Genomic DNA, 26,963 nt, shown 5'->3' on the forward strand with positions numbered 1-26,963 from the left:
TAGGAGCAATGTTTTTAGCGGACTTAAGAAAAGAAGAGAATCTGACATATACGGAGAATGGCGCTCTTACTAACAGGAGTACGAACTCTTACTGTCTGGATCTTTTTGCCACCATTGGTGCTTTGCGAAATGCTGAGGATAATGAAATCATTTCCAGGTTTATCAAGGCCTATACGGAAGACAACAATATGGCAATGAAGATTCTTTTCTTCGCAAGAGACATTCGAGGTGGTCTTGGGGAGAGAAGAGTGTTTCGGTCTATATGGAAGTGGCTTTCTCTTCATGAGGCGGAGTCCGTTCGAAAGAATATCACAAATGTTCCGGAGTACGGAAGATTTGATGACCTTCTTTCCCTTCTGGACGGACCTTGCGAAAAGGATATGCTTAGCTTCATAAAAGAGCAGTTGGATAAAGATCTTGCTGCCCTGAAAATCGGAGAGAGCGTTTCTTTATTGGCCAAATGGCTTCCTTCCGTGAATACCAGCAATAAAGATAGCGTTAAAAGTGCAAAGAAACTTGCAAAAGCTTTAGGATTTAGCGATGCGGAGTATCGTAAAGTCCTTGTTTCACTGCGGGCGGAAATAAAGTTGATGGAGAATTATCTTCGGGAGAAGGATTACTCTTTTTCCTATGAGAAGCAGCCCTCTAAAGCTTTGTATAAGTACAGACTGGCTTTTCTTAGAAATGACAGGGAGAGATATTCTGCCTTTTTGGATAAGGCGGAAAGTAATCCATCTGTAATGAATACAGGAACCCTGACGCCCTATGATGTCGTAGCATCCATTTTCCGTAGAGATATGGAGAAAGAGGAAATCACGGAAGAGGAACGTCGTTCTATGGACGTCACCTGGAAGTCTCTTCCTGACTATACAGGGGCGGAAAATGCTCTTGCGGTAGTGGACGGTTCCGGTTCTATGTATTGTGGCTGGGGCTCCGGTTATATGCCGGCAGCAGTGGCACAGTCTTTAGGGATTTATTTTGCGGAGCACAACAAGGGCTGTTTTTATAAGCATTTTATTACCTTTTCCGAAAATCCGAGACTGGTGGAGGTGCAAGGCAGAGATATTGTAGATAAACTTACGTACTGCGTAAGCTTTAATGAGTGTGCCAATACGGATTTACAGAGAACCTTTGATTTAATTCTGAATACAGCCATTCAAAACAAGGCGAAGCAGGAGGAAATTCCGGAAAAACTCTATATTATTTCGGACATGGAATTCGATTATTGTGCGAACCATGCGGAAATGACGAATTTTGAGTGCGCAAAAAAGAAGTTTGCAAAGTATGGCTACAAGCTTCCGCAAATTGTATTTTGGAATGTGAACAGCAGAAATCAGCAGCAGCCTGTTACGAAAAATGAGCAGGGAGTGGCCTTGGTTTCAGGGACTTCTCCACAGATTTTTTCCATGCTGTCCGAGGGGATTCTGGATCCTTATTCCTTTATGCTGGAAACACTTTCTGCAAAGCGCTACGAAGGAATTTGTGCGTAGCGAGGGGGAAATGTATGTTTAATATAGAGGGAAAGGTCAATACGGCAGTTTGTTTTGCATCAGTGGTGGAGGACTGTGCCATTCAGCAAATAAAAAGAATGTGTGACTACGAATTCACAGCCGGGAGTCAAATTCGCATTATGCCGGATGTGCATGCCGGGAAGGGCTGCACGATTGGAACGACAATGACGGTTCACGACAAAGTCGTTCCAAATATTGTGGGCGTAGATATTGGCTGCGGAATGTATACGATTAATTTGGGAAAGATGGAAATCGACTTAGAAAGATTGGATAAAGCCGCGCATTTTATTCCGTCCGGAATGAGCGTATGGGGTAGAGAACAGGAAAAGTTTGACTTAGAGGCACTTCATTGTTACGGACAGCTTAAAAATCCGGATCGTCTTCGGAAAAGTCTGGGAACTCTTGGAGGAGGAAATCATTTTATTGAAGTGGATAGTTCGAGAGACGGAACAAAATATCTTATTATTCATAGCGGAAGTCGAAATCTCGGGAAGCAGGTAGCGGAACTGTATCAAAACATCGCTATTATGCAACATAAGGAGGTGTCGGATATACCGGAGGACTTATGCTATCTAAGTGGGGAGGCTTTTCAAGACTATCTTCATGACGTAGAACTCTGCCAGCATTTTGCAAAAAGAAATCGGGAGATGATGGCGAAGATTATTTTCGCAAAATGCAATCTAAGTGGAACAGATGCTTTTCATACCATACATAATTATATTGACTCGGGAGAAATGATACTTCGAAAAGGCGCTATAGCAGCACATGCAGGAGAAAGAGTTCTCATTCCCATCAATATGCGAGATGGAAGCATTCTTGCACTTGGAAAAGGAAATCCGGAATGGAATTATTCCGCACCACATGGGGCGGGACGGGTCATGTCTCGGACTAAGGCACAAAATGAGCTCAGCATGGAAGAATACCGGGAAAGCATGAAGGGGATTTATTCGAGTTCCATTAATCAAGCGACCTTGGATGAGGCGCCTATGGCTTATAAGTCTTTGGAGGATATATTAAATGTCTTGGAGAATACGGTGGATATTATAGAAGTGTTGAAACCGATATACAATTTTAAGGCATCTGAATAAGAAGAGGATTTCTGCGTAGAAAAAATGAAAAAAGCGGAAAGTGCTGAAAAAGAACAGCGTTTTCCGCTTTTTTTATTAACGATATCGCTCGTAAAGCATATAGTATATCTTTTTTAGTTAGAACATTTCCGCAAGTTCTCTAGCTGAAGCCACCATGGACTTTATCTGCCGGGCGGTTTTCTCCATATTCCATTTTTTCCATGCCTTCTTATTCTTTGGGGGAGTGAATAAGGCCAAGTCGCTTTTCACTATCAAGTAAATTCGGTCGTCGTTTAAGGAAAAGCCCAATCCGGAAGAAATTTGTCTGTCAAACCAGGAAATCATAGTCGGTGTCAGAAATTTTCGTGCAGCCTGCTCATTAGTACAGTAGATATTGTAGTGCTCATTATGAAGAATATCTTCCACATCGATTTGCTTCTCCCCATCACAGGCAGGAAAATGCCCTCCATTTGTTTCTTTCCCCCACACTTTCTCCGTGGGAACAATTCTTAGCTGTCCTTCAAAATGAGAATGATATTGTAAAGTATAAATTTGCCCGTAGAATTCATATAAACCTTTCCTGTCTTTTCCCTTTTGGGGAGAGTAAGCATATAAGTCGGTGATTTTTAGCTCGGGTTGCTCCTGCAAATCCAGTAAACCGGCCGGGTAGTAATCAGAAAAAATCGGCACCGCTTTTTTAAATGCATTTAGAGGAAGATTATTGTTCCCGTCAAATTCTGCCTTGGGAAAAATGATTTTTATCATCGGAGGGAGTATCCGATTTAAATAGACTTCCTTAGTATCCGGTATTTTTATTATTTTAAAAATAATACTAAGAATTGCAGCTATGATGTATAGACCAACGATAGCTAGGAGAGAAGAACCAACTATCCCCCAAAGATACTTATTATAAAGCAGAAATATGCCCTGAAAGACGGTAAAGTGATTCCCGAGATATATCAGGATAGGCGAAACCAAAATACTTAAAAACGGAAGAGCGGAGAACAAGATTAAAAAAGGTAAGACAGGGCTTTCTTCGAGGTAGAAGCTTCTCTTCATTGCTTTTCGAGCTTTTTTGAATTTTGGAGACGTCCAAAGTTCTCTAAGCTTTTGCCGTTCTTCTTCTGTTAAATCAATTTGATGCATCGTTCTTCCTTTCTTATTTTGAGACATATTTTAAAGTTTTTTAAGTATAGCATAAGGAAGAAAATTCTGCGATAGAAGAGATAGAAAGAGTTTTATTAAGGGTTTGCGGGGGACTGGAGTACTTTCCTTGACAATCGATATCCCCAATTTATAGTAGGCGGAACAAGTGAAAGGAGTAGTAACTATGGCAAATTACAACATCAATACCATCTGTGTGCAAGGAGGCTATGAGCCGAAAAAGGGAGAATCCAGAGTGGTTCCCATTGTGCAATCCACAACCTTCAAATACGAGACTTACCAGCAAATTTGCCAAGACAGCACATAAGCATGGCGTACCATTAATTGTGGACAATACCTTCCCCACCCCGATTTTCTGTAGACCCTTTGAATGGGAAGGCGGCTTATATTGTGAAAATGACCACCAACCTGATGCGTGATTTAGGTTCCATTCCTTCTCCGCAAAACTCCTTCTACCTTGGTGTAGGTCTGGAAACTTTGCATTTAAGAATGGAAAGACATTATGAAAATGCCTTAGCTCTAGCAAAGCATTTGGAAAAGCACCCGAAGGTATCCTGGGTTTCCTTTTCCGGCCTGGAAAAGGACAGCCAGCATGAATTGTCTAAAAAATATCTGCCAAAGGGCTCCTTCGGTGTAGTTGGCGGAAGAGACGCGGCTGTAAAGTTTATGGATTCTCTGAAGCTTGCTGCCATCGTTACCCACGTTGCAGATGCCAGAACCTGTGTGCTGCACCCTGCATCCACCACCCACAGACCGATGAAAGGGGAAAATGCCTGTTTTGTCGGTTTTTTTACTTATTATCTATTGACGGATGATTTAACCTTATACTATACTTTATGAAAATATGCCAAATACTCGGTTTAAATAAAGCCAAATACTCGGTTTAAAGAAAGCCAAATACTCGGTTTAAAGAAAGTTAAATACTCGGGATATGGTCAGCCAAATACTCAAACTCATAAATATTTTCTCTAATAAAAACAATCTAGTCTTTGTATATTGGAAGTTATTGGGGATTTAAATTTTATTATCAAGAGGATTTTTACTAGTAGGAGGAATCATAATGAAAGAATATTATCCGAGGGTTTCGGATAGACTTTTGTTAGAACACTTAGAGTCGAAAGGGGCTGTGTTAATTGAAGGGGCGAAGTGGTGTGGAAAGACAACTTCTGCAAAACATGTAGCAAAAAGTGTGATAGAAATGGATAGCCCGGATAAGACGGAACAGTATCAGCAAATGGCGAGAATAAATCCTTTGAATCTTCTTATCGGCGAAGTCCCTCATCTGATAGACGAATGGCAGATTTCCGGTAATCTTTGGAATGCAGTTCGTTATGAGGTTGATCAGAGGGGAGAATTCGGACAATTTATTTTGACCGGGTCATCGGTTCCTGCCGGATTGGATGAAAGTATGCATACAGGAACCGGGCGTATCGTACGTATGCAAATGAGACCCATGTCTTTATATGAATCCGGAGATTCCAGTGGGCAAGTATCATTAATGGATTTGTTTGATGGGAAAGATATCTCCGCTGTAAATCATGATAGTATTGAAAAAATTGCTTTTTTAATATGTCGTGGCGGCTGGCCGGCAGCTTTGAATCGAAGCGATAAAATTGCTTTAAGGCAAGCGTTTGATTATTATGACGCAGTTGTAAAGGATGATATTTCCAGAGTGGATAATTTAAAAAGAAATCAGGAAAGAACAAAACGTGTTATGAGGTCTTATGCTCGGAATGTAGCGACACAGTCTTCTTTGGAAACAATTAGAGCGGATGTAATCAGTAATGATATAGAAACCTTTGATAAGGAATCACTTTATGGATATTTAAATGCATTAAAGAAAATCTTCGTTATCGAAGATTCTCCGGCATGGAATCCGAATCTGCGATCTAAGGTTGCCATAAGAACATCTGATACAAGGTATTTTGTGGATCCTTCAATAGCTACAGCCGCTCTAGGAATTGGTCCCATGGATTTAATCAATAACTTGGAACTTATGGGCTTAATATTTGAAAATCTATGTATTAGAGATTTGAGGGTATATACAGATGTATTAGATGGTAATGTATATCATTATAGAGATAAGAGTGGTCTTGAATGTGATGCGGTTCTTCATTTAAGAAATGGAAGTTATGGCTTGATAGAGGTAAAATTAGGTGGAGATAAGTTGATTAATGAAGGTGCGCAAAGTCTTTTGAAATTGGCAGATAAAATCGACACCGATAAAATGAAAGAGCCGGCATTTCTGATGGTATTGTGTGGCGTGGCTCCATTTGCTTATAGACGAGAAGATGGTGTGTATGTTGTTCCGATTACTTGCTTGAAAAATTAATGGCATAAAAAGTTCGTAAGCTATGTTGTGGCTTTATGGAGGGGAAGAAGCTATGAAAATCATCGAAAATAAGAGAATCTTTGCCTTTGACGGTAAAAATGAATGTGTCGCGGAGGTGATGGACGGAGAAACCGTCCTTTTCCGTACCCACGACTGCTTTGATAACCAGCTTAGCGAAGAGGGAACCTGCATCGGCTCTTTGAACTGGGATCGTATCAATCCCGCAACCGGCCCGGTCTATGTGCAGAATGCAAAGGCTGGAGATGTTCTCAAGGTGGAAATCCTGGAAATTGCTTTGGATAAGCAGGGCGTAATGTGTGCCCTTCCGGAGAACGGCGTCCTTGGCTCTTTGGTGAAAGAAGAATCCGTAAAACGGATTAAGGTGGAAGACGGCAAGGTTCATTTTAACGACAAGCTTGTTTTTGATGTCACGCCTATGATTGGCGTTATCGGCGTTGCCCCGGAAAATGGTTCTATCAACTGCGGTACACCGGGCTGCCATGGCGGAAATATGGACAACAAGCGCATTAAAGTTGGGGCAAGCCTTTATTTTCCTGTATTCCATGACGGAGCAATCTTCTCCTTGGGAGATGTGCACGCGGCGATGGGAGACGGAGAAGTGATGGTCAGTGGCGTGGAAATTTCCGCAGAGGTGAAAGTAAGACTGTCCGTGATTAAGGGAATCCACATTGAAACGCCTATGCTGGAAAATGAAGAGCTCTGCGGCGTAATCTATTCTCATGAAGAGATAGAAAAAGCGGTTTTCCATGCGGTACGCATCATGAATGAAAGAGTACAGGAGAATCTGGGGCTCTCCTTTAACGAAGCCGGTATGCTTCTCAGTGCCGTGGGAGACTTGCGCTTCTGCCAGGTGGTGGATCCGGAAAGAACCGTGATGATGTGTGTGCCGAAGAAGATTATGAAGGGGTTATTTTAATTTATTCTCTCCTTCACAAGTCTCTGCAGAAGGGGGATATTTTTCTCCATAAACCAGGGATTTTTCTTAATCCATCCATAATTTAAAGGGCTGGGATGCACCAGTGGAAAATCGATAGGGGAGGAGCCGTTTTCCGAGGAGAACGCTTCGTCCTCTATAGAAAAGGAGTAAAGCAGTTCCTTTAAGGGAAGCTTTGCTCCTTTTTTATCGTAGTGGGAAATGGCATACTTCCCGATTAAAATCCGAAGCTCAATCTTGGGGAGCAGCGCCACAATTTCATCGTGATATTTACGCATAAAGCTCCGGGGTGGAAGGTCTCCGCCCTTTCCTTTTCCGGGATAATAAAGGTCCATGGGAACAATGGCAATGGACGTGCCATAAAAGATTTCTTCGGAAATCCCCATCCACTCCATTAGCCTTTTTCCGGAAAGGTCATGAAAGGGAATGCCGGATTCCTCTACCTTTCTTCCCGGTGCCTGCCCGACTAAAAGAATCTTCGCCTCTTTATGAAACTGAAAAATAGGCGGAATTCCCCGTTCGGTATAGCTCTGATTTTTCGGCAAGTGTTCTATTTCAGCGATGATTTGCTGTAAAGCGGAATTCTGTTTGTTCATATTTTGGTAGTCCTTTTTTAAAATATCACCTAAAATACAAGAATAACACCTTTTAGCATAGGAAGAAAGCAATAGAATTTCTTTTTTTGTGGCGGGAAGAAAGCGATAGAATTTCTTTTATTTTGCTCTAGGAAGAAAGCAATAGAATTCCATTCATTTTGCTTTTAGAGGGAAAAGGAGACGTGTGATGTCCAACGAAACGGAAGATTTTGAGCAGACCTACGAAACACTCGAAAAGGAGAACTTTCCGGATGGAAAACGAATCAGATTCATTGCGGAATTAGGGGCCTCTTCGGATATAGAGGGGCATTTCCGACTGATTTGTCGGACTTGGAAAGAGGAGAAAAATCTACGACTGGAAAGCAGTTTTGACCGACATGGAGAAGAAGGGCTTCGTTTTTTACTTGAAAGACTTAAGAAAACGGAAATATCCGATGCTTTGCTTCAGCGGGAGGAAGCCTCCGAAGAGCTTAGAGAAGCTGTGTTTACGGCTTATCTTCTTGCGGAAATTCTTTCGCAGGGAAGACATAGAGAGTATTTCTCTTCTTACTGTGAAGAACTCCTTCCCTTTCTCCTTAGATTTAGCGAAACGGAAGAGGATTTCCTTCGTGAGAAATGCCTGATTGCCCTGGGCTGGGTAGCCGGGGAGCGGGAGATTCCTTTTTTGACAGGGAAAATGCTGGAAGACCGGGACGCGTTTTGCCGAGCATGGGCAGCGAGCAGCCTTATGCAAATGTCGTTCCATAGGGTAAATGGAGCAATCTTACAAGAAGAAACGAAGAAAGATTTTGCAAAAGCAATCGAAGAAGAAAAGAATTTACAGGCCTGCGGCATCATGATAGAAGCGGCACAAACTTTATTTTCTAAAAAATGGCTCAGTGCGTCTGCGTTGGAAGCGGAAGACGAAGCGCAAATTGAAAAAGCAAGACGCTCTGCGGTACGGTTTTTGCTGAAGTAAGGTGTGGAAAGTCATGGATAAAAGATAGTTATTAGCTATATCGATTTAATACTCTTTTCATACTTTCAATATGGCTTTTTCCCATTCAAGCTTTATGATTAATACGTTGACATTTCCTATTTAAAAATTTAACGGGTCAAAAGAGGATTGCCTTTTTATAAGTAAGCTATCGCTACTTTTGACACGTTTGATATGTATATTACTAAAATCTAAAGGAGAAGAACATGACAACTAAAAAAGTAGAAAACTTGATTATCGGATTCGGTAAGGCGGGGAAGACCCTCGCGAATTATCTGGGAAACAAGGGTGAAAAGACCGTTTTGGTGGAAAAATCCCCTCTGATGTACGGCGGAACCTGTATCAATGTGGGCTGCATTCCCTCTAAGTTCCTGGCGACCGCTGCGGATAGAAGAAGCTTTAGCGGAGGAAGTGATGCGGAATACTATAAAAATGCCGTTTTACAGAAGAAGGCATTGATTGCTAAGCTGAATAAGGCAAATTACGACAAGGTGGCAAGCAATGAAAATGTCGAAGTGCTGGACGGACTGGCTTCTTTTAAAGATGAGCATACCGTGCAGGTTACGAATGGCAGCGAGGTGTCCGAAGTTTATGCGGAGCGCATCTTTGTCAATACCGGTGCAAGACCCTTTGTTCCGAATGTTCCCGGTTTGGAAGTCGGAAAACGGATTCATACCAGTGAAACACTGATGAATCTGGAAGAATTCCCAAAGAGCTTGGCGATTCTCGGCAGTGGATTTATCGGGCTGGAATTTGCGGCGAGCTATGCGAAGTTCGGTACAAAGGTTACGATTATTGACCAGGGAGATCGGATATTACCGAGAGAAGATGAGGATGTAGCGAAGGAAGTATTTGCATCTTATCAGGGATTAGGTGTGGACTTCCTCTTTGGCGCGGCGCTTCAGCAGGTATCGCAGGATGAAAATGCAGTTCACCTTTCCTACACGGTAAATGGAGAAAAGAAAGAACTTTCCGTAGATGCTTTTCTGGTTGCGACCGGACGACAGGCGAACACGGAAGAGCTGCACTTGGAAAATGCGGGTGTGGAAGTCTCCGAAAGAGGCTTTATTAAGGTAAATGAGCATTTGCAGAGTAATAAGGCGCACATTTTTGCTATGGGAGATGTCAACGGAGGCCCGCAGTTTACCTATATTTCCTTAGATGATTTCCGAATTGTGAAGAGCTTTTTGGACAATCAGGGAAGCTACAGAAGGAACGAGCGTCAGCCAGTTGCTTTCTCCGCCTTTCTCCATCCTACCTTTTCCAGAGTGGGACTCAGTGAAAAAGAAGCGAGAGAAAAAGGCTACAAAATCAAAGTAGCGACCTTACCGGTTACCGCGATTCCCAAGGCGAAAATCCTCGGAAATCAAACCGGACTGTACAAGGCAGTTGTAGATGCCGAGAACAATCAGATTTTGGGCGTGACCTTGTTTGGCGAAGAGTCCCATGAGATAATCAATATCGTAGTTTTAGCGATGATGACGAAGCAGCCCTACAATGTTCTTGCGAACCAGATTTTCACCCACCCGACTATGGCGGAAGCGCTGAATGATTTGTTCGGGGCGGTAAAATAAAATTTGCTGCAATTTACCGCAGTGGTTGTTATGATGCCATTCGAGATAAGGAAGCACTCTATCGGAGTTTTAAAATAGACTTTACGTGCTTATGAGAAAGAGTCCCCTCATTTAAGAGGGGACTCTCCTTTTGTTATAGGAGAAAGCATGAAATTTAGCTAAAAAGCATATATTAATATTAGCTAATAAGAATGAGAGGTGGCATTATGATAAGAAATACAGCAATTGCTACAGCAACGGAGATGAAGAACAATTTTGGCAGGTATCTTGCCATGGTTCAGGAGGGCAGTGAGATTATCGTCACAAAAAACGGTAAAGAGGTAGGCCGGCTTATTCCTCGAGAAAAGGCGGTATCTTATTTAATGGATTCTCTTGCAGGGATACTGAAAGGGGATACGGATTTAGATAAAGTGAGAGAAAAAAGATTGGGGAAGAAGTACGGATTTAATGGTTGATTGAAGAGGCTGTATGATTAATTTAGAAGAAAAAATAGACCTATTAAAAAGAATTGCGCATCGTTTCAAGGAAGAGCGGATTGAGTGGGCCTTAGGAGGCTCTATGATGCTTTATTTTAAAAAGATTGTCTCCTCCTTTGATGACATTGACTTAATGATTTTCCTCTCGGATGTTGACCGTGTTCGTAACATTTTATCCGAAATGGGAGAGTTGAAGCCGGAAAATCCCAAAGCAAAATATCGGACGAAAAGATTTATGGAGTTCACCATTGAGGGGATCGATGTGGATGTTATGGCGGGCTTTGCTATTGTCTATGAAGGGAATGTAGTTGACTGCTCCTTGGAGAAGGAGCAGATTGTGGAAATGCTTCCCTTGGGAACGGAAAGCATCCCCCTGCAATCCCCTTTACTTTGGCGTGAGTATTATCGCTTAATGGAACGCCCGAATAAGGTGGAAATGATTAACAAGGCCTTGGGGGATAAATCTATGGAAACGAAATGTGAAACCGTAGTTGCTCCATGCTTACCGCAAAAAGAAGAAGCAGAACCGAGCTGATGATGAAGCATCCGCTTACGGCAAAGCTTGGAGAATAGTAGATTCTCTTTTTCTTTGGAGAGGAGCCTAAATTCCAATAATGTGTTAGTTCGCTCATCACAAGGCAGATGACAAACTGTGCTCTTCCGCAATTGAAAAGTACGGAAGAAATAGAATGGCTTTTAGCATGAAAGAAAAGATAGGTGAAGAGGGTTAAAAGAAGCATTCCCCTAAGGAAAAAACGACTCTGCTTCAGCGCATCATAGTTTGTCTTATTTTCCAATTTCACGCGGTGAATTCTATCTTGCATACTTTGCCCGATACGATAAAACCAATTTGGTACTTCTTTTTTCTGTTTCACGGAAAGCTCCAAAAGAAGATAAAGATAAAAGGAGAAGCCGTAGGCAAGGCAAATGATAAAGGCAAAGAATAAATAAAACAAATAATAGCCCATATAATGTACCTCCCTTCTTCCACTTTTTTTAACGAGCATCGCTCACGAAGCGTGCCGCATCACGCTAGGGCATTTCTCCCAGTGGAACCTAGTATCTCTTTGGATTATTAGCTCGGATTCTTCGTTTGATTTCCTACGAACCAGTAATCACAGATTGCGCCGCCTGTTGCCAATGTCTGTTCTCTATGCAATACGCCTTTGTTTCGTTCCACCGCAATGTGGTCAATGTCGCAGCACAAGGGCAATAAATCAAGGTAGCCATTCTCTCTTGCGAATTTTTCCAAAGGGCATCTTGTGAAGTGATAATAAAAGCCGTCCTTATGGCGCTTTTCATCAAAATGAAAATCCCAGGTTTTATCCTGATATTCCGGATGCGTCTCCGCCCATTCTTCCGCCTTATGCATTCTTTCGGCAAATTTCTTCATGTCCGTCTCTTTATTGAAATCGATGGAGCTCATGGCTTTTCTTATGAAACGATTGTCCATAAATGCAGCGATTATTTCTCTAAAATCCTCTACCGAAAAGTTACCGGCCCTACAGACTGCCAGGAAAACATAGGCGGAATAGATATTGTGCGCCATAGGGTTCTTCTCCCCGATATCTTCCGTGTTTTCCAGCATTTCCCGATATAAGATACGTCCTTTTTGTAAGCTCTCTTTCGTTTTATCTTTCCCGAACTTTTTTACCATCGGTTTTTTCAGAAATAAACTGAATAAGCTAAAATAGATTCCTTTGTATTTCATTATAATCACCTCGCTAAAATTATTCATCAATGCAGCTCAGGTTCTGCTGCTTAGTACATACCTTATGAACTGCACAACTATAGAAATAAAACATAATGAGATAAGATAATGATATAACTAGTAACGCGGTATTAGCCTCATTTAACTAATAAAAGCTTAACACTTTCAGCCATTTTGTCTAGGCTGAATTATCTTTCCTTCCTCCTGATTTTCTAAGACAGGATAGGATACCTTTTTTAAACGGTATCTCCTTCGAATTTCTCTATAGACTATAGGTAATGACTTTGCTTTGTAAACTTCTCGGATTTACCTGTATAATGGAGTTAAACAGTAACAGGGATTATCGCATACAGAGGGAGGGCATCTAATGGCGACAGTTTCATTAAAAGCGGCTACTAGAGAGGATTTGCAAACCGTATGGGAAATGCAAATCAAAGCTTTTTCGGAATTGTTGGATAAATATCAAGACTATGATATGAGTCCGGGCGCAGAGGGGCTGGAGAAAATCATTGCAAGATACGAACAGCCCTGGACTGTTTATTATTTTATTGTTGCTGAAAATGAAAATGTCGGTGTCATTCGCGTGATTGACAAGAAAGACGCCGGCAGAAAACGAATATCCCCAATCTGGATTATGCCGGAGCATAGAAATAAAGGATATGCCCAAGCGGCAATTTCTGCGGTAGAGCAAATACATGGTTGCCATCACTGGTGCTTGGACACGATACTACAAGAAGCAGGGAATCTTCATTTGTACGAAAAGATGGGCTATCATCAGACCGGAAGAATCGATAAGATTAATGAACGTATGGACATTATCTTCTACGAAAAAGATTAGACATAAGCTCTATGTTTAAGGAATCCCATGTAAGCTATCAATAGGGTGGCATACGTTTTGCTTATGTTTATTACTATCTGAAAGGAAGAGGAAAAGCTTATGAAGCATTTTTCATGGATTCTCAGAATATTTCATATTTTTGTATTATATGCTTGGATTGCTTTTATACTCCTATTTCCGGCAAGACCAACGTTCAGCCTTCCGATTTTTATCTTGTTGAATATCCTCTTTTCCCTTGTGTTTATCGGCCTTTTAATCACCCAGATTGTGGAGGCTTTTAAAATTTTTAAAAGAGAGGATAGCGAGCAGTGCATAAAGGCTTTCTTTTTCTTTAAATACAGTTCTCTGCCAGCCGTACTGGTTTTTCTGGCCATCTTTCTTGTGGTCTTACTTGGAGGAATAGGGCTTTCCTTTGTGCTGCTGGTACTGCCGGCGACTCTATTTATTGCTCCCTTTTTCTTCGCCATGAGCTTAATTGTAGCACCGTTTTTCTTGGGCATGTCTTTTATGGCGGGTTTAGCAGGACTTAGCTATGCCATTTGCCTGATTATACTAAGCAGAAAGCAAAAGGGATGGAAAGTCGGACAATGTATCATGCATTTTATTCTCCAGTGGATTCCCGGCTTTGATATATTGGATGGGCTATATATTACCCTGCGGTATTGGAATAGGGGGAAAATCTTATCGATTATCACTGCAATTTCTGTTATCTTGGGATTAACGTTTATATTATTTATGCGTTCTTAAACAAAGACATTATGCATTCTTAGAGAAAGACATTATGCCGTTCTCAAGCAAAGACATTATGTATTCTTAAAGAAAAACAGTAAAAGTAGTATTTTAGGAAGAGAGACAAAATGAGAAATATATGTTTTTTATTGATCCCCATGGGGATTGCATTATTGATTTTCAGCATTAGAAAAACAATCCGTTTTGCGAAGGCAGAGCTATTCTTTGAAATGCCCTGCACAGAGGAAGAGGGAAGCGTTCATCTTCCTCAGGGAAATTACGGGATTTGGCTTAGCGGAAAGAGATTTACGAAATCTCCTCTTGGAAAAATCGGTTTCCAGCTGGTAGAGGAGGCGACAGGGAACAGAGTCAATCTTGCTCCCAATTTGATGCGGACCAGCGTAAGCGGGTTTAGGGAAGCAAGGGTGGAACTCTACTCTTTTTACGTGGAAGAGGGAAATTATATCCTTTCCATAAATGGAGAAGGAAGTGTCAGAGATAGAATAGAGGCTTCCATAGGAAACCTCCTTGTCAAAAAGCCTGTGGATTTGAGCAACTTTACCGTACAGATTCGAAAAGGGAATTCTATAGCTATATTTTTCTTCGCCATTTTAGGCATTAACCTTGCCGCTTGGATGATTCTTGGAGGAATTATGCTTCCCTTCTTCTTGGCTGAAGCAGGATATTAATATTTTTTCCATAACGAATAGTCGACGGTTTGTATGCTTAGCCAATACCATTGCTCGTTTCTGACTTCGCTATGTTCCACGGGCTTTTACGGAAGTTCTACATATTGACGTAAAGAGCCAAAAGGAAGACGGAAAAAAATGCCGCTCCGCGAACTGCATTGGTAGTGGAGTAGATATGATAAGCGTCTTCGGAAGAACTGAAATGCATTCTAAGAAGGAGCAAGATTGGGTGGACTATTAAAGCCACGATGATCGTAGCAAATGGCATTTTCATGCATTGATAGAGAGCGGCATGAGCGTCTCCGTTTTTACGGTATAGAAAAGCAAAAGTCAAAACATTGACCAAAAGCCAAAGGAAGAGAAATAAGTTGGCATCCCGCAGGGCTGCGGAATTCGTTGCATTTTCATATTCTATATGCACTCTTCCCTGAAAAGCCTGCCCGAATTTATAAATCCACTGAGGGACTTCCCGCTTTCTTATTACGCCGTATAAAAGCCGAAAATAAATATAAAAGGTAAGGAGAAAAGAGAGACCAACCATAAGGCCGAAAAAAAATTCAAAGTTAAAAAAGTTCATTTTCATTATCCTTTCCTGATAGAATCATTCCCAAATTGATTGTTGAGCGCGGATTCCGTAGTAGAATACAACGCCATTTGTATCAAAATATGCATAAAGACTATAGTTTTTCCATAATGCATGGTCTTTTGTTTGCATAGTCAAAACATAATAGCTCTCATTCTGAATTTCTTTATAGTTAGCGGGTTTTAAAGAGAAAATATTCGTGATTGTCTTCGTCTGAAAGTCGGAAAAGGAGAGTGTGGTTAAGTTCACCTTATTAAATTGGACTTCTGCTAATTGGGCGCAATCTCCGGGGATTTCATAATAGGTAATGGTACAATTCTTTAAAGCATCCTCGTCCTTCCAAGTAGGGGTCACACTCATAAAACCGTAGGATTTTCCGTCCTTTGTAATTTCCAGATATTCACCGTAATAAAAGGGGTCATTTCTTTTGTTGGTGACTTTACTTTCAGCGCTTTTCCCTGCAAAAGAAAATCCTGCATCGATAAGCGAAGAGACCTTTGTGCTTCCGACAACCAGTTTCGTTCCGTCAATTTGTGCGGTTATCGGCCTTTCCGGAAACCCCATGGTAGAGACAAAGGAAGCCAAAAGAGAGCCGGAGAAGAAGGCTAGCCAAGAAAGTGCATTGGTTGTGGAATACCAACGCCGGGCTTCCCGTGAAGAATGAAAAGTCATTCTAAAAAACTGAAAGAGGGAATGAAGCATCATGGCTAAAAGCACAATAAGGAACTGTAGCTTACAACATTGATAGACAGCTGCATAGTAGTTTCCGCGTTTGTAATACAAAAAAGCAAAGCTTAGAACATTGGAAAGAAGCCAGAAAAAAAGGAAAATATTGGCATCTCGAAGAGCTGCGGAGGTCGTTGCATTTTCATACTCCACATGCACTCTTCCCTGAAAAGCCTGCCCGAATTTATAAATCCACCGAGGGACTTCCCGGTTTATCTTTACGCCGTATAAAAGCCGAAAATAAATATAAAAGAGAAGGAGAAAAGAAAGGCAAACCATAAGAGCGAAAGATAATGCAAATCGAAAAGAATCCACTTTTTCTTTCTCCTTTCCTATAGAGTATTTTTCTTAAGCAGTGCCGTAAGCGAGTGAAATTTATGACATTTAGCATCTATTAACGGGAACAGTATAGCATTTTTATGAAGGGGACGAAAGAAAATATAGTATGAAGATAAGATGAGATAAACTGCAAAGTGAACAATGAAAAACACAAATCTAAAAATAAAAAATACTAAGCACGCAATGAAAAACTTACTCTATTTTAGGTAAAGCATTGACTGCTACAGGTTGGAAATCCGGGAATCTAGGTTGACAAACAATCAAAAAATATTATAATAAAAACTGACTGAAGTCAGTCAATATATATATGAGGTAGAATTTATATGGCAAAAACTAAAGAAGAAAGACGCAATGAAATCATTGAGACAGCTGGAAAGCTGTTTGAGGAGAAGGGATATGAGCAGACACAAGTACAGGATATTGTCAATGAAATTGGAGTAGCAAAGGGACTTTTCTATTATTACTTCAAGTCAAAAGATGAAGTAATGGAGGAGTTGGCAGATAGATATGCAGACGCGATAATAGATGCTGTCAATAAGTTGATAGATAAGGATATAACCACCTTTAACAAAATCAATCGTATTTTTCAAATTTTTATTGATTCGGCAGAAAAAAAGTTTGGCATATTTATGGGAATCCTAAATGTGAAAAACGGTATAACACACGAGAGGATTTTTTTTAATGTTGGGAAAAAAATGGTTCCTCTTGTAACAGAACTTATACTTTCTGGAAATGATAATGGAGAATGCAACTGCAGCGATCCAAAGTTTATCACTGAGTTTTTGGTTTCAGGATTATTTAATATCATGAATCAAATTTCTCCAGATGAGAAGATCGATTATTTGAAGGAAAAACTACCAACAATCAAGACAATGATTCTTAAACTATATAATTTTGCTGATCAGAAGGAGAGCAATTGAGTAGAAATTACGTATACACAGAATTAACAAATGCCATTGAACAGGCGATGCTAGTAGGCGGTCTTTAGTCAGAAAGTACGCAAAGATCTCATTTCATTGCTGAGCATGGTGAACGTTTCCATTTTGATCCCCAAAAAGGACGATATTTTATTAATAGTTTTTATCCGTCTTTTCCTGGTAAAGCATGGGAAAGATTTGTTTAAGGTGGCTATAAGATGGTGTCACAAAATACACGAATACCTATTCAAGCAGATATCGAAAGTACTAATCTATTCTGCCGAAAATACACAATAGCAACATGCTCTAATTTATGTTAAGTGGTAGATTGTATTCTTTACATAGCGAGGTGAATATATTGAAAGCAGTTACATTTGAGAATGTATCAAAGACATATAATGTTGGTGACAGCGAAGTAACGGCACTTGATCATGTTAGCTTCAGCATTGAAGACAAAAGTGTCACTGTGATTTTAGGACCGAGCGGATCTGGAAAGAGTACGATGCTCAATCTTATAGGTGGCATGGATAGAGCCTCATCTGGGTGCATACGGGTGTCAGATACCGATATTTCAAAGCTCAATGAATTTGAACTAACCGAATACAGAAGGAAAAAGATAGGATTTGTTTTCCAGTTTTACAATCTGATACCATCACTTAATGCGCTAGAGAATGTCAGTATTGTGGCTAAGATGACGCCACATTCGTTTGACGCAAAGGAAATGATCCGTAGTGTCGGGCTGGAGGATAGATGTCAGCATTTTCCTGATGAACTTTCAGGCGGAGAAATGCAGCGCTTGTCTATCGCGCGTGCCATATGTAAAAATCCGGACATTCTTCTCTGTGATGAGCCAACAGGAGCTCTGGACAGCGCTACAGGAAGGAGTGTACTTCAACTTCTTACGGATATGGCCAGGAAATATAACAAAACCGTAATCATAGTGACGCATAATGCTTCTATTGCGCTATGCGCTAATGAAGTGATACACCTAAAGGACGGTAGGATCGAATTTTCTGAGAAAAATGAAAAACCTTTGAAGGTTGACGAGGTAAACTGGTAATGGGTACACTGTTTCGTAAAATGCTTCGTGACATCTGGCGACTGAAATCTCAGTTCCTGTCGATATTTATCATGTGCGCTCTTGGAATGCTGATATACTCAGGTATCGAGGGAGTATGGAACGGTATGGAGCAGGAAGAGACTGCCTATTTTAAGGATTCAAATCTGGCAGATATCTGGATCAGTGGTCTCGGATTTGACAATGATGATATTGGACAGGTCAAAGAGCTTAATGGGATAAACGAAACCCAGCTTTCTGCTGTAGAAAGCGCATATCTGGATAGCGATTCCAATGTCAATATCTGTCTTATATCCAACAAAGACAATAAAATATCAAAGCCTTTATGTATTAACGGAAATGAATATAAGCCAACAGAAGACGGCATCTGGCTGGATAAAGATTATGCAGACAATAAGAAAATCCATGTTGGTGACCAGATTCAGATATACTACGGTGAAAAAAGTCAAAAGTTAGAAGTTAAGGGATTTGTCTACAGCCCTGAGTATATCTGCTATACAGGTTCATCTACATCCATGGTGCCAGATCATTCGAAATATACCTATGGATTCGTATCAGCAGATACTCTTTCTCAGATAGTCCCTAATGCAGCCTATAATCAGATAAAAATTACTACAGATAATATAACTGACGTGGATTCACTGCGCTCAGATCTGAAAACTATTCTCAATGATAAATATATGATGTGTTATGACAGAACGGAATACACACCTGTATCTTCATACATAAATAAGATCGGGCAGATAAAAAAGATGTCTGTAATGTTTTCACTCGTATTTTTTCTTCTGGCACTCCTTACCATTTACACAACTATGACAAGAATTGTCAGGAAGCAGCGTACACAGATCGGAATATTAAAGGCGCTTGGTTTTCATCCTCTTCAGATCCAGCTACATTATGCTGTTTACGGACTTATCATCAGCATTCCAGCAGCATTACTGGGCTACAAGCTTGCACCATATACAGTAACCCCTGTCCTTCTTTCTCTGCAGAAAAAGTTTTACAGCATGCCTGAATGGCTGGGGCGTAATTCGTATTATTCAGTAATCCTTATTGTACTGCTTATCACTATCTGTACATTATCTGCCTGGATCTCATGCAGATCTATCGTAGTTGAGACACCGACTGATTTGCTCCGTGATTCTGGCAGGCAGAGTCAGAAAAAGGTCTTTGCTGAACATTTTAAAGTTCTGTGGAACAGACTGAGCTTTGACTGGAGATGGATCATCCGAGATGCAGGACAGAACAAAATTCGTACAGCAATAGGAATTGTAGGCGTTTTAGGGAGCATGATGCTTCTGATGGCAAGCTTCGGATTAAAAGACACTATCAACATCGTAAACAGTGAGATTTATGGCAGGCAATACACTTATTATGAAAAGTTAAATCTCAGTATGTCTCCAACAGAGGATGAAGTCAAAAAAATAGAATCTCTTCTGTCAGGCGACTGTCAGTGGGTAAGCGAACAGTCATGTGAGGCAAGAAGCTCAATGTCTGTTCATTCTGAAAGGCTGTTTATTATTGGTCAGGGTTATTTTTTCACGACATATGATACTGATGGAAATGTGCTGGGACTACCTGTTGATGGAATAATTCTATCCAGTTCTTCAGCCAGAGATCTGAATGTGAAAGAAAACGGATTTATCAGCGTACTTATAGCGGGAAAGAGAAATTATCTGAAGGTCTCCCAGATAGCAGATATAAACAGCCCTCAGGGAATATTTATGTCGCAGTCATACTGGGAATCGCTTGGCAATACATTTACAGCTAGCGCATTATTGGCAGATGACAACATGAATCTGGGCGATGTGAAGCAGATGTCTGTTATCAAAGATTCAGTCAAATTGAAGAAACAATACAGTGAGTCCGAGGAATTGCTGGACAGCGTTCAGGGAGTAATCATACTTCTGATTGCAGCAGCCATTCTTCTAAGTGTTGTGATCCAGTATAATCTCGGATTATTGAACTTTGCAGAAAAATACAGAGAATATGCCACACTTCGTGTTCTCGGCAGTTACAATACAGATATAAAGAGTCTTATCTTTAAAAGCAGCCTGATCCCCATGGTGACAGGGTGGATAATTGGCTCGATTGCTGGATGGTATTTTCTTGGATTATATGTCAGAACAGTCTCAACAACCACGATTTCATATTCACCTCATTTACGATTGATATCATATATAATTGTTTCATTAATCGTCGTAGGCTGCTCTCTTTTAATCCAGCTTATGGTATGCAGGTTAACAGCACATATAGATATGGTCGAATCGTTGAAGTCGGTCGAATAAAATGTTGTAATAAAACGGAATATTCATTCTTAAAAACAATAAGCAATACTATGTGTATTACATAGTAAATATGATACTCCCGTCTTTGACAGTTGCGAAAGAGTCAAGAGCCCATAAACGGCGTAATTACGTCATTTATGGGCTCTTGTTTTCTTTTTGAATTCTAGCAATATTTCTACATTCTCGTTGCGGTTAAAATCTTTTTAATTTCTCTTTGAGATACAATCTCGTAATCCGTTCTAAAACCAAATGTGTCGTGGAGTTTGTCTGCAATCTCGCCGTCAGAAGTACAGTGATTCTGACGTATAAAACGCTTGGGATCGTTCGGACGTTTTTCTGATGTCCTTCAGAAAGAGGTAGCCTACGTTTACGCTACGGCAGCTTTCTTTCTTAATCAAGGTCGAAGAGGAATACTTAAGCATAATGTCTTTTTTTGAAACTACCGATACTTTGTATTTCATTAAAAGGCAACCAAAACAGTTAAAAATCAAACAGTGAAAAACCACAAAGCTCAAAATAAAAAAATACTAAGCAAGCAATGAAAAACTTACTCCATTTTAGGCGGAGCATGGTAAAATAAACCGATTATTTTTGAAGAGTTTAGCGGTAGCTTTTGGGAAGCAGCCGATTTTTGCCATTTATAATTAAAATTCACATATTTTTTATTATAGATTATTTAATAGGAATTCGGAAATTGCTATAAGAATTTATTTAATAGGAGTGAGAGACTTGCTGAAGATCTTTATTTTAGAGGATGAAAGAATACAACAATCCCGCATTGAAAAGGTGATTAAGGAGCTGATTAGTAGGAAGAGCTTGTCTTGTAAGGCACCGGAAATCTTTGGAAATGCCGGGCAGCTTCTTAATGCGATTACGGAAAGAGGTTCTCATCAGCTTTTCTTTTTGGATATTGAGATTAGAGGAGAGGAAAAGAAGGGGCTGGATATTGCGAAAGAAATTCGAAGCAGGGATCCCAATGCCACTATCGTATTTGTGACAACTCATTCGGAATTTATGCCGATTACCTTTCGCTATAAGGTTTCGGCACTGGACTTTATTGACAAAGCTTTAGATGAAGAACATTTTTCCGAGCGTGTGGAGTCGGCTATTGAGTACACGTTGGAAAAACTTGGCGCTACTGTATCAGAGGATTCTTTCAGTTTTGAAACGGCCATGGCCAGAGTGCAGGTTCCTTTTCATAAAATTTTGTATTTTGAGTCTTCGCCTACCGTTCATAAGGTGATTTTACATACCAAGGAGGAAAGAATCGAGTTCTATGCAGGGCTTTCCGATCTGGAAAAGGCGGATTCCAGACTGTACCAATGCCACCGCTCCTTTGTGGTCAATCCGGAGAACATTGTGAAGATTGATAAAGAGGAGAAAATGGCGATATTCGAGAATCAGGAGAGTTGTCTGATTTCCCGGATGAAGTATAGAGGACTTTTGGAACGGATGAAGCAGATGAAGCAGTAAAAGATTTTCAGAGAGGAGATGGTATGGAATCCATGATGAATCTGACAATTGAATATGTGAAAATCGTCAACGTGATGCTATTCTATCGTCAGATTAGCGATGAAAATATGCCTCTCTGGTCTTTTCTTCTTGTTCCGGTTCTTTTTGAGTTGCTGTTTTTCTTTTTTCCGCCTCTTGCTTTCTTCGGGTATTTTGTGAGCTTCGTGCTGTACAGCTTCTATCGAAATCGGGAGAAAGACGGAGGGCTGAAGCTGTTTTACGGTCTTTATCCTATTGTTTTAGAAAGCCTGCTGGGAAGGATGCTGGCCTTCTATGTTTTTCCGTTCTTTGGCATCTCCGTTTACAATGAGGCGAGTATCGGCGGATATGATCTTCTGATTGAACTTCTGGTTTTCCCCCTCTATCTTGTCCTTATAAAATCCTTGAAAATCAATTTTCAGGAGCTAAAGGCAGGCTTTGCGCGCGGTTTTTTTCGCCGCTTTTTACTGCCAATCAATCTCTCGATGATGATTTACACTGTTTTGATTACGGCCTTTTTGGTGTTGCGTGACCACTTTTCTTGGGCGGACAGCCTTCGGGGACAGCTGAATAATCTTTATATCATTATCTTTTTCGTGATACTTTTATATATCAATGCCGTTTCCAAGGAAAGGCTGGAAGCAGAAGTGCTGGAGCAAAAGGACAGTGAGCTAAAGGCGCTTTCCGAATACAGTCATCATGTGGAGGAGTTATACGGAGAAATTCGCAGTTTTCGCCATGACTATATGAATATCTTAACCAGCCTGAAGCTGGGAATTGAGCGGAAAGACTTTGACAGCATTGAAAACATTTACAATACGGTTCTAAAAGATAGCGGAAAGCCCTTTTATAGCAGTAAATTTGATCTTGCAAAATTAAGTCGGATTGAAAATGATGCGGTAAAAAGTGTCTTATCCGCGAAGCTCCTGGAGGCCCAGAGTAAGGGGATAGAGACTTCTGTGGAAATAGAAGAAGAGATTTATGATTTTCAAATCGAGTTGCTGGATTTTATCAAGATTCTTTCTATTCTCTGTGACAATGCCATAGAGGGATGTCTTACTGCCGAAGTTCCGAAAATCGCCATCGCCTTGATTCGTGAGGAGAGAACGCTTATTTTGGTGGTGGAAAACAGCACAAAGGCGGAAAAACTGGAGCTCTCTCCTATTTTCGAGAAGGGGTATTCCTCTAAGGGAGAAGGCAGAGGACTTGGTCTTTATAACGTGCATACGATTCTGGAAAAATACCCGAAATCCCTCATCAGTACCCGCAGCGCCAATCATCTTTTTTCTCAAACCATTCAGTTTTGTAAATAGACCTTGGAAGCCTTGTCTAAGGTCTATTTTCGTGCGCTTCTTTGTGCGATACCCCTTTCAAAAATCTTTTTTCGCTGCTATATGATGTTCTTTCAGTCTGGCTTTTTCAGAAAAATACCGTTCGCGACAAAAAAATTACCATTCACGACAAGCTTATTTTCTCTTCCGGCATACGTTCTATAATGAGCCTCGTAAACAAAAAAGAAAGGGAGGTTCACTTAGATGTTTAGAGTAGATGAAATCAAGAAGTCCTTTAAAAATAAAGAGGTATTAAAAGGCGTTTCCTTCTCCATAGAAGAAGGAGAAAAGGTCGCTTTGCTGGGTAATAACGGAGCGGGAAAGAGTACGCTGATGAAAATCATTGCCGGTCAGCTGGAGGCAAATTCCGGTACAGTGAATACGGCACTGGATTATCAGACAGAAATCGGTATGATGCCGCAGGGCGATATTTTAATCGATGATTTGACGGTTTCGGATTTAGTACAGCTAAAAAGTTCGATGAATCGAATTGCAATAGATGTGGATACAGCCTTGGAAAAAGTTTCCTTGCAGGATTTTAAAAAGCAATATGTGGGCGGTCTTTCCGGAGGACAAAAGAGAAGGCTTTCCTTACTGCTCAGCATTTTAAATTCTCCGAAGCTGATTTTTCTGGATGAGCCAACCACCGGAATGGACTTAGAATCCGTGGACCGGTTTTGGAAGCTTCTAGAGAAGGAAAAATATACTTCGGTGATTGTTACCCATGATTTTAACCAGATTGATCACTTCTTTACGAAGGTGATGATCTTAAAGAATGGACGAATTGCAGCAGCTGAATCCGTAGAAGAGATTCACCGGCAGGGAAAAACGATTGAAGAGTTTTATAGAGAAAAGGTTGAAAAGGAGGCCTAAAAATGATTAGCATGATTCAATTAAAGCAGGTGTTACGAAACAGAAGATTTGTCTTATTTACGATTCTTCTTCCACTGGCCTGGTATATGTTCTTATACAATATTCAGGCGGATATGCTACCGAATATTATGCTGGGGATTGCCGTGTTTATCGGTATCATCGGAAACAGTCTGGCAACCTTTAGTAAAAGAATCTCCTCTGACATCGGTTTTTATTCCTTTGAATCCCGATTTTCCAACTACGGGATAAAAAACTATCTTTTGGACCAGACTCTCGTGCAAATCGTGTTAAATGCCTTGATCTTTGTTGTTGTTTTAGGCGCTGCGACGGTATTTGCCAAATTCCCGATTAACGGAAAGCTGGGCATTCAGTTTTTCTTATTGACCATCATGGGGATTTACTTCAGCGTTATCGGCTTTGTACTTGGTGTGAGATTGGATGCCAAACTCATTGATACAGTGGGATTTCCGGTCATTATTCTGGCAGCTTTAACCATTATACCTTTCGCAAGCTTCGGAGCGGAAAGCGGATTTATTTCCCTTGTTGCCAAAGTACAAAGGATTTTCCCGGGCTATTATTACACGAATATGATGAATGCAATCTTGTCCGGAAATGGAATTCAGCTGAAGGATATGCTGCTCTTTATCACAACATTTGTACTGAATATCATTCCTCTGTACTTCCTTGTTCCCAAGGTGAAATTAAGTAAGACAAAATAAGAGATCTTATGCAAAGAAAGAATTTCTATGCAAAGAAAAGCGGAGTCCTATGAAAATCCTTCGTTCTTATGTAGCATCTCCGTCACTTCGTTTGCGAAATATACGGCATATTTCAGCTTTATCGCCGCGTCTTCTATCCGCCATGCCTTGAGACTTTTCTTGTCTTTTGGCACGGCGAAGGAATACCGATCGTTATAATTTGCAAAATAAATCCGAGCTTCGTTGCTATAGAAGGAAAACTTGCAGTCCGAAGTCATGCTGTTAAACCATTCGATGACAGTGGGAGTTAAGAACTTCCTTGCGGATTGTTCATCTGTACAGTAAATGTTGTAGTGTTCATTATGCTGTATATCTTCTACATCGATTTTCTTCCCGTCTTGCATGGTGCCGGGATAACCTCCTTGGGTTTCAAAGAGAAGGAAATGCTCTGTCGGAACAATTCGCAGTTCTCCTTTTAAAGAGAATGTGTTCTTTATGGAGTAGACCTGTCCGAGAAAGTCGGTTACCTCATCGTAACCGTCTTTTCCTTTTATGACACTATACGCATATAAATCCACTGTTTTGAGATCTCTTTCATCATTGAGCTTGAGTATTCCGGATTGGATATAGTGTTCTGAAATGGGAACCACTTCTTTTACATTGTTCGGGGACATGTCATGTTCCGTATCGATTTCTGAAGAAGGATAAAGGATTTGCAGTATCCGAGCCAGAATGTCACATTCGTAAAGCTTGCGGAGCTTAGCTCTTTGCTTTGCTTCCCAACCGGGACCGATCAAGCTATACAGTAGGACACTGAGAATCTGGAGTGCTACAAGAAAAATTCCCAGCCTGGCGAGGAGCATCATAAGTGCGTCTATAAATTCACTGCGGGGAAGAGTACCTTCATCGGTAAGGAGCATTAAACCGCCACCGAAAAGAAAGCAAAAAAACAAAAGAAGCATATTCCGAGCAAAATAATGTTGTACTCTTTCTTTCCAAGTGATGATATTTCGTATGGCTTTCCAACTATGTTGAAACCGCGCAGTATTCTGAAGTTCATTTATTTTCTTTAGTTCTTCTTGGCTTAAATCCATTTTCGCTATCCCTTCTTCCACTCATTTCTATAAAATAGTAAAAAATTGATTTTATTATAACTTTTTAAGTATAACACAGGAGAGTTCTATTCGTGATACAATAAATTATCTTTTTATGAAATTTTGATTCGATTACGTTTGGAAAGAAGAGGATAAATTATGGAATTTTTTATTGCGGAAGAGGGCGTTCCGATAAATCTTGGCCCTGACGGGGGAAGTATCGCCTATTTTGGCAGTGAAATAGACTTTCAATATGAAACGGAAGCACCTCATGGAGACGGAATTTTTTCCGCAAAGCTTCCGCTACTGGAAAGAACGCTTCCCTTTTGGATTTATGGGCGGAATCTCCTGTTTTTAGATGCCTATTATTTACTGGTGGAGACGGTGGAGAAAGGCAGTTGGAGTCCGATTTGCAGTATGCTGATTAATATTCATTACGGACAATATGCTTCTTTGGGGCAGTGGTATAACAGCGTGATTATCGAGGAAAAAGGAATTCGCTTACGCAATGAGTTTGACGGCAGCAGCTTTTTCTTGGAAAATCCGAAAGAATTACAGTGGAATGAAATCTAAGAGGAGTTATATCATAGGACTTCTACTTCATCAAAAACCTCATTAAACGGACGCCCTTCCTTACGAAGTGATTGATTATAGCTGTGGGAGAGCTTTGCATTTAAATCAGCTTTAGATAGTTGATCAAGAGTTTTCGGTTCCTTGGGAATAGTAAGGGAGAAGGGAATACCCTGATTGTATATTATCTGTCGATAAAGGGAATTTATTACAACAGAGACAGGAACACCCAGTTTTTGCAAAATATCTTCTGCTTCATTTTTAACATTACATTCTACACGAGCACTTACTGTTGCATCTTTCATCATATCACCACCTTTCTACCTAATTGTAATGCAATGTATTGTGAATTACAAT

Annotated in this window: 28 protein-coding genes and 1 pseudogene; 20 read left to right on the plus strand and 9 right to left on the minus strand. The window is 40.5% G+C overall.

Going from position 1 to position 26,963, the window contains the following annotated elements; genetic code table 11:
• The first annotated feature begins 8 nt into the window (after positions 1-8).
• Positions 9-1,490, plus strand: coding sequence for a DUF2828 family protein (locus HMPREF9124_RS01500; RefSeq protein ID WP_009429653.1), 1,482 nt, complete (start codon positions 9-11; stop codon positions 1,488-1,490).
• Positions 1,491-1,504: 14 nt separating this feature from the next.
• On the plus strand, positions 1,505-2,599 hold the full coding sequence (locus HMPREF9124_RS01505; protein WP_009428657.1) for an RtcB family protein: 1,095 nt from the start codon (positions 1,505-1,507) through the stop codon (positions 2,597-2,599).
• A 117-nt stretch (positions 2,600-2,716) separates the two neighbouring features.
• Here HMPREF9124_RS01505 and HMPREF9124_RS12110 read toward each other — a convergent pair whose 3' ends face one another.
• On the minus strand, positions 2,717-3,343 hold the full coding sequence (locus tag HMPREF9124_RS12110) for a DUF3137 domain-containing protein (protein WP_242821533.1): 627 nt from the start codon (positions 3,341-3,343) through the stop codon (positions 2,717-2,719).
• Positions 3,344-3,908: 565 nt separating this feature from the next.
• Here HMPREF9124_RS12110 and HMPREF9124_RS12820 point away from each other — a divergent pair.
• The 3 genes and pseudogenes from HMPREF9124_RS12820 to HMPREF9124_RS01530 form a co-directional block, all read left to right on the plus strand.
• Positions 3,909-4,528: pseudogene (locus HMPREF9124_RS12820) on the plus strand (PLP-dependent transferase); the annotation flags it as partial.
• 274 nt (positions 4,529-4,802) lie between these two features.
• The gene (locus HMPREF9124_RS01525) at positions 4,803-6,074 is read left to right on the plus strand and encodes an ATP-binding protein (protein ID WP_009429742.1); all 1,272 of its coding nucleotides are present in this window, start codon (positions 4,803-4,805) and stop codon (positions 6,072-6,074) included.
• Between the two features lie 52 nt (positions 6,075-6,126).
• Positions 6,127-7,011, plus strand: coding sequence for an acetamidase/formamidase family protein (locus HMPREF9124_RS01530; RefSeq protein WP_009428208.1), 885 nt, complete (start codon positions 6,127-6,129; stop codon positions 7,009-7,011).
• On the opposite strand, the gene HMPREF9124_RS01535 is transcribed toward HMPREF9124_RS01530, so the two are convergent.
• Complete coding sequence (locus tag HMPREF9124_RS01535; RefSeq protein WP_036597909.1) at positions 7,008-7,625, minus strand: uracil-DNA glycosylase family protein; 618 nt, start codon at positions 7,623-7,625, stop codon at positions 7,008-7,010. The genes HMPREF9124_RS01530 and HMPREF9124_RS01535 overlap by 4 nt on opposite strands.
• Before the next feature lie 187 nt (positions 7,626-7,812).
• On the opposite strand from HMPREF9124_RS01535, the gene HMPREF9124_RS01540 reads away from it, so the two are divergent.
• The 4 genes from HMPREF9124_RS01540 to HMPREF9124_RS01555 all read left to right on the plus strand — a co-directional run bounded on the left by HMPREF9124_RS01540 (position 7,813) and on the right by HMPREF9124_RS01555 (position 11,186).
• Complete coding sequence (locus HMPREF9124_RS01540; protein WP_009428491.1) at positions 7,813-8,583, plus strand: HEAT repeat domain-containing protein; 771 nt, start codon at positions 7,813-7,815, stop codon at positions 8,581-8,583.
• 224 nt (positions 8,584-8,807) lie between these two features.
• Positions 8,808-10,175 carry an FAD-dependent oxidoreductase gene (locus HMPREF9124_RS01545; RefSeq protein WP_009429047.1) on the plus strand — a complete coding sequence of 456 codons (1,368 nt, stop codon included), beginning with the start codon at positions 8,808-8,810 and terminating at the stop codon, positions 10,173-10,175.
• A 206-nt stretch (positions 10,176-10,381) separates the two neighbouring features.
• Positions 10,382-10,630 carry a type II toxin-antitoxin system Phd/YefM family antitoxin gene (locus HMPREF9124_RS01550; RefSeq protein ID WP_009429722.1) on the plus strand — a complete coding sequence of 83 codons (249 nt, stop codon included), beginning with the start codon at positions 10,382-10,384 and terminating at the stop codon, positions 10,628-10,630.
• 13 nt (positions 10,631-10,643) lie between these two features.
• Positions 10,644-11,186, plus strand: coding sequence for a hypothetical protein (locus tag HMPREF9124_RS01555; RefSeq protein WP_009428572.1), 543 nt, complete (start codon positions 10,644-10,646; stop codon positions 11,184-11,186).
• On the opposite strand, the gene HMPREF9124_RS01560 is transcribed toward HMPREF9124_RS01555, so the two are convergent.
• Positions 11,116-11,619, minus strand: a complete 504-nt coding sequence (locus HMPREF9124_RS01560) for a hypothetical protein (protein WP_036597554.1) — start codon at positions 11,617-11,619, stop codon at positions 11,116-11,118. The two genes, HMPREF9124_RS01555 and HMPREF9124_RS01560, sit on opposite strands and share 71 nt — an antisense overlap.
• A gap of 107 nt (positions 11,620-11,726) precedes the next feature.
• The gene (locus HMPREF9124_RS01565; protein ID WP_036597556.1) at positions 11,727-12,362 is read right to left on the minus strand and encodes an L-2-amino-thiazoline-4-carboxylic acid hydrolase; all 636 of its coding nucleotides are present in this window, start codon (positions 12,360-12,362) and stop codon (positions 11,727-11,729) included.
• 367 nt (positions 12,363-12,729) lie between these two features.
• Here HMPREF9124_RS01565 and HMPREF9124_RS01570 point away from each other — a divergent pair, with 367 nt between their 5' ends.
• Positions 12,730-13,200: a GNAT family N-acetyltransferase gene (locus tag HMPREF9124_RS01570; RefSeq protein ID WP_009429956.1), complete on the plus strand. Its 471-nt coding sequence runs from the start codon at positions 12,730-12,732 to the stop codon at positions 13,198-13,200.
• Positions 13,201-13,331: 131 nt separating this feature from the next.
• Here HMPREF9124_RS01570 and HMPREF9124_RS12115 read toward each other — a convergent pair whose 3' ends face one another.
• On the minus strand, positions 13,332-13,667 hold the full coding sequence (locus HMPREF9124_RS12115) for a hypothetical protein (RefSeq protein ID WP_242821534.1): 336 nt from the start codon (positions 13,665-13,667) through the stop codon (positions 13,332-13,334).
• 40 nt (positions 13,668-13,707) lie between these two features.
• Here HMPREF9124_RS12115 and HMPREF9124_RS12120 point away from each other — a divergent pair, with 40 nt between their 5' ends.
• Both HMPREF9124_RS12120 and HMPREF9124_RS01580 read left to right on the plus strand, forming a co-directional pair.
• Entirely contained in the window at positions 13,708-13,947 is a 240-nt protein-coding gene (locus HMPREF9124_RS12120; RefSeq protein ID WP_242821535.1) for a hypothetical protein, read from the plus strand.
• Positions 13,948-14,057: 110 nt separating this feature from the next.
• Positions 14,058-14,618, plus strand: a complete 561-nt coding sequence (locus HMPREF9124_RS01580; protein WP_009428797.1) for a hypothetical protein — start codon at positions 14,058-14,060, stop codon at positions 14,616-14,618.
• Positions 14,619-14,715: 97 nt separating this feature from the next.
• Here the strand turns inward: HMPREF9124_RS01580 and HMPREF9124_RS01585 are convergent, their stop codons facing one another.
• Both HMPREF9124_RS01585 and HMPREF9124_RS01590 read right to left on the minus strand, forming a co-directional pair.
• The gene (locus tag HMPREF9124_RS01585; protein ID WP_009428556.1) at positions 14,716-15,201 is read right to left on the minus strand and encodes a hypothetical protein; all 486 of its coding nucleotides are present in this window, start codon (positions 15,199-15,201) and stop codon (positions 14,716-14,718) included.
• A gap of 18 nt (positions 15,202-15,219) precedes the next feature.
• A complete protein-coding gene (locus tag HMPREF9124_RS01590; RefSeq protein WP_009429215.1) occupies positions 15,220-16,242 on the minus strand; it encodes a hypothetical protein in 1,023 nt (340 codons plus the stop codon).
• A 347-nt stretch (positions 16,243-16,589) separates the two neighbouring features.
• Here HMPREF9124_RS01590 and HMPREF9124_RS01595 point away from each other — a divergent pair, with 347 nt between their 5' ends.
• The 7 genes from HMPREF9124_RS01595 (at position 16,590) to HMPREF9124_RS01635 (ending at position 24,963) form a co-directional block, all read left to right on the plus strand.
• Positions 16,590-17,186: a TetR/AcrR family transcriptional regulator gene (locus HMPREF9124_RS01595; RefSeq protein ID WP_009429777.1), complete on the plus strand. Its 597-nt coding sequence runs from the start codon at positions 16,590-16,592 to the stop codon at positions 17,184-17,186.
• A 310-nt stretch (positions 17,187-17,496) separates the two neighbouring features.
• On the plus strand, positions 17,497-18,243 hold the full coding sequence (locus tag HMPREF9124_RS01605; protein WP_009427922.1) for an ABC transporter ATP-binding protein: 747 nt from the start codon (positions 17,497-17,499) through the stop codon (positions 18,241-18,243).
• Between the two features lie 125 nt (positions 18,244-18,368).
• Complete coding sequence (locus HMPREF9124_RS01610; RefSeq protein WP_242821536.1) at positions 18,369-20,549, plus strand: ABC transporter permease; 2,181 nt, start codon at positions 18,369-18,371, stop codon at positions 20,547-20,549.
• Positions 20,550-21,269: 720 nt separating this feature from the next.
• The gene (locus tag HMPREF9124_RS01615; protein ID WP_242821537.1) at positions 21,270-22,022 is read left to right on the plus strand and encodes a response regulator transcription factor; all 753 of its coding nucleotides are present in this window, start codon (positions 21,270-21,272) and stop codon (positions 22,020-22,022) included.
• 23 nt (positions 22,023-22,045) lie between these two features.
• The gene (locus tag HMPREF9124_RS01620; protein ID WP_009427740.1) at positions 22,046-23,353 is read left to right on the plus strand and encodes a sensor histidine kinase; all 1,308 of its coding nucleotides are present in this window, start codon (positions 22,046-22,048) and stop codon (positions 23,351-23,353) included.
• 222 nt (positions 23,354-23,575) lie between these two features.
• On the plus strand, positions 23,576-24,244 hold the full coding sequence (locus HMPREF9124_RS01630) for an ABC transporter ATP-binding protein (RefSeq protein ID WP_009428249.1): 669 nt from the start codon (positions 23,576-23,578) through the stop codon (positions 24,242-24,244).
• Positions 24,245-24,246: 2 nt separating this feature from the next.
• Positions 24,247-24,963 (plus strand): hypothetical protein, encoded by a 717-nt coding sequence (locus HMPREF9124_RS01635; protein WP_009427793.1) that lies wholly within the window; start codon positions 24,247-24,249, stop codon positions 24,961-24,963.
• Between the two features lie 47 nt (positions 24,964-25,010).
• Here the strand turns inward: HMPREF9124_RS01635 and HMPREF9124_RS01640 are convergent, their stop codons facing one another.
• Entirely contained in the window at positions 25,011-26,036 is a 1,026-nt protein-coding gene (locus tag HMPREF9124_RS01640) for a DUF3137 domain-containing protein (protein WP_036597563.1), read from the minus strand.
• Between the two features lie 159 nt (positions 26,037-26,195).
• Here HMPREF9124_RS01640 and HMPREF9124_RS01645 point away from each other — a divergent pair, with 159 nt between their 5' ends.
• Complete coding sequence (locus tag HMPREF9124_RS01645; RefSeq protein WP_009427946.1) at positions 26,196-26,609, plus strand: hypothetical protein; 414 nt, start codon at positions 26,196-26,198, stop codon at positions 26,607-26,609.
• 11 nt (positions 26,610-26,620) lie between these two features.
• Here the strand turns inward: HMPREF9124_RS01645 and HMPREF9124_RS01650 are convergent, their stop codons facing one another.
• Positions 26,621-26,914, minus strand: coding sequence for a type II toxin-antitoxin system RelB/DinJ family antitoxin (locus HMPREF9124_RS01650; protein ID WP_009429996.1), 294 nt, complete (start codon positions 26,912-26,914; stop codon positions 26,621-26,623).
• Between the last annotated feature and the right edge of the window lie 49 nt (positions 26,915-26,963).

Source organism: Oribacterium sp. oral taxon 108 str. F0425, assembly GCF_000214455.1.
Lineage (GTDB): Bacteria > Bacillota > Clostridia > Lachnospirales > Lachnospiraceae > Oribacterium > Oribacterium asaccharolyticum.

Excerpts from the sequence above, each read along its gene's own strand:
- HMPREF9124_RS01630 (WP_009428249.1), top strand. The coding sequence starts at position 23,576 with ATGTTTAGAGTAGATGAAATCAAGAAGTCCTTTAAAAATAAAGAGGTA.
- HMPREF9124_RS01585 (WP_009428556.1), bottom strand. The coding sequence starts at position 15,201 with ATGAAAATGAACTTTTTTAACTTTGAATTTTTTTTCGGCCTTATGGTT.
- HMPREF9124_RS01580 (WP_009428797.1), top strand. The coding sequence starts at position 14,058 with ATGAGAAATATATGTTTTTTATTGATCCCCATGGGGATTGCATTATTG.
- HMPREF9124_RS01540 (WP_009428491.1), top strand. The coding sequence starts at position 7,813 with ATGTCCAACGAAACGGAAGATTTTGAGCAGACCTACGAAACACTCGAA.
- HMPREF9124_RS01595 (WP_009429777.1), top strand. The coding sequence starts at position 16,590 with ATGGCAAAAACTAAAGAAGAAAGACGCAATGAAATCATTGAGACAGCT.
- HMPREF9124_RS01525 (WP_009429742.1), top strand. The coding sequence starts at position 4,803 with ATGAAAGAATATTATCCGAGGGTTTCGGATAGACTTTTGTTAGAACAC.
- HMPREF9124_RS01570 (WP_009429956.1), top strand. The coding sequence starts at position 12,730 with ATGGCGACAGTTTCATTAAAAGCGGCTACTAGAGAGGATTTGCAAACC.
- HMPREF9124_RS12110 (WP_242821533.1), bottom strand. The coding sequence starts at position 3,343 with ATGATAAAAATCATTTTTCCCAAGGCAGAATTTGACGGGAACAATAAT.
- HMPREF9124_RS12120 (WP_242821535.1), top strand. The coding sequence starts at position 13,708 with ATGGCGGGTTTAGCAGGACTTAGCTATGCCATTTGCCTGATTATACTA.
- HMPREF9124_RS01545 (WP_009429047.1), top strand. The coding sequence starts at position 8,808 with ATGACAACTAAAAAAGTAGAAAACTTGATTATCGGATTCGGTAAGGCG.
- HMPREF9124_RS01635 (WP_009427793.1), top strand. The coding sequence starts at position 24,247 with ATGATTAGCATGATTCAATTAAAGCAGGTGTTACGAAACAGAAGATTT.
- HMPREF9124_RS01530 (WP_009428208.1), top strand. The coding sequence starts at position 6,127 with ATGAAAATCATCGAAAATAAGAGAATCTTTGCCTTTGACGGTAAAAAT.
- HMPREF9124_RS01650 (WP_009429996.1), bottom strand. The coding sequence starts at position 26,914 with ATGATGAAAGATGCAACAGTAAGTGCTCGTGTAGAATGTAATGTTAAA.
- HMPREF9124_RS01605 (WP_009427922.1), top strand. The coding sequence starts at position 17,497 with ATGTTAAGTGGTAGATTGTATTCTTTACATAGCGAGGTGAATATATTG.
- HMPREF9124_RS01640 (WP_036597563.1), bottom strand. The coding sequence starts at position 26,036 with ATGGATTTAAGCCAAGAAGAACTAAAGAAAATAAATGAACTTCAGAAT.
- HMPREF9124_RS01500 (WP_009429653.1), top strand. The coding sequence starts at position 9 with ATGTTTTTAGCGGACTTAAGAAAAGAAGAGAATCTGACATATACGGAG.
- HMPREF9124_RS12115 (WP_242821534.1), bottom strand. The coding sequence starts at position 13,667 with ATGGCGAAGAAAAAGGGAGCAATAAATAGAGTCGCCGGCAGTACCAGC.
- HMPREF9124_RS01505 (WP_009428657.1), top strand. The coding sequence starts at position 1,505 with ATGTTTAATATAGAGGGAAAGGTCAATACGGCAGTTTGTTTTGCATCA.
- HMPREF9124_RS01610 (WP_242821536.1), top strand. The coding sequence starts at position 18,369 with ATGGAGCAGGAAGAGACTGCCTATTTTAAGGATTCAAATCTGGCAGAT.
- HMPREF9124_RS01560 (WP_036597554.1), bottom strand. The coding sequence starts at position 11,619 with ATGGGCTATTATTTGTTTTATTTATTCTTTGCCTTTATCATTTGCCTT.
- HMPREF9124_RS01535 (WP_036597909.1), bottom strand. The coding sequence starts at position 7,625 with ATGAACAAACAGAATTCCGCTTTACAGCAAATCATCGCTGAAATAGAA.
- HMPREF9124_RS01550 (WP_009429722.1), top strand. The coding sequence starts at position 10,382 with ATGATAAGAAATACAGCAATTGCTACAGCAACGGAGATGAAGAACAAT.
- HMPREF9124_RS01555 (WP_009428572.1), top strand. The coding sequence starts at position 10,644 with ATGATTAATTTAGAAGAAAAAATAGACCTATTAAAAAGAATTGCGCAT.
- HMPREF9124_RS01620 (WP_009427740.1), top strand. The coding sequence starts at position 22,046 with ATGGAATCCATGATGAATCTGACAATTGAATATGTGAAAATCGTCAAC.
- HMPREF9124_RS01645 (WP_009427946.1), top strand. The coding sequence starts at position 26,196 with ATGGAATTTTTTATTGCGGAAGAGGGCGTTCCGATAAATCTTGGCCCT.
- HMPREF9124_RS01565 (WP_036597556.1), bottom strand. The coding sequence starts at position 12,362 with ATGAAATACAAAGGAATCTATTTTAGCTTATTCAGTTTATTTCTGAAA.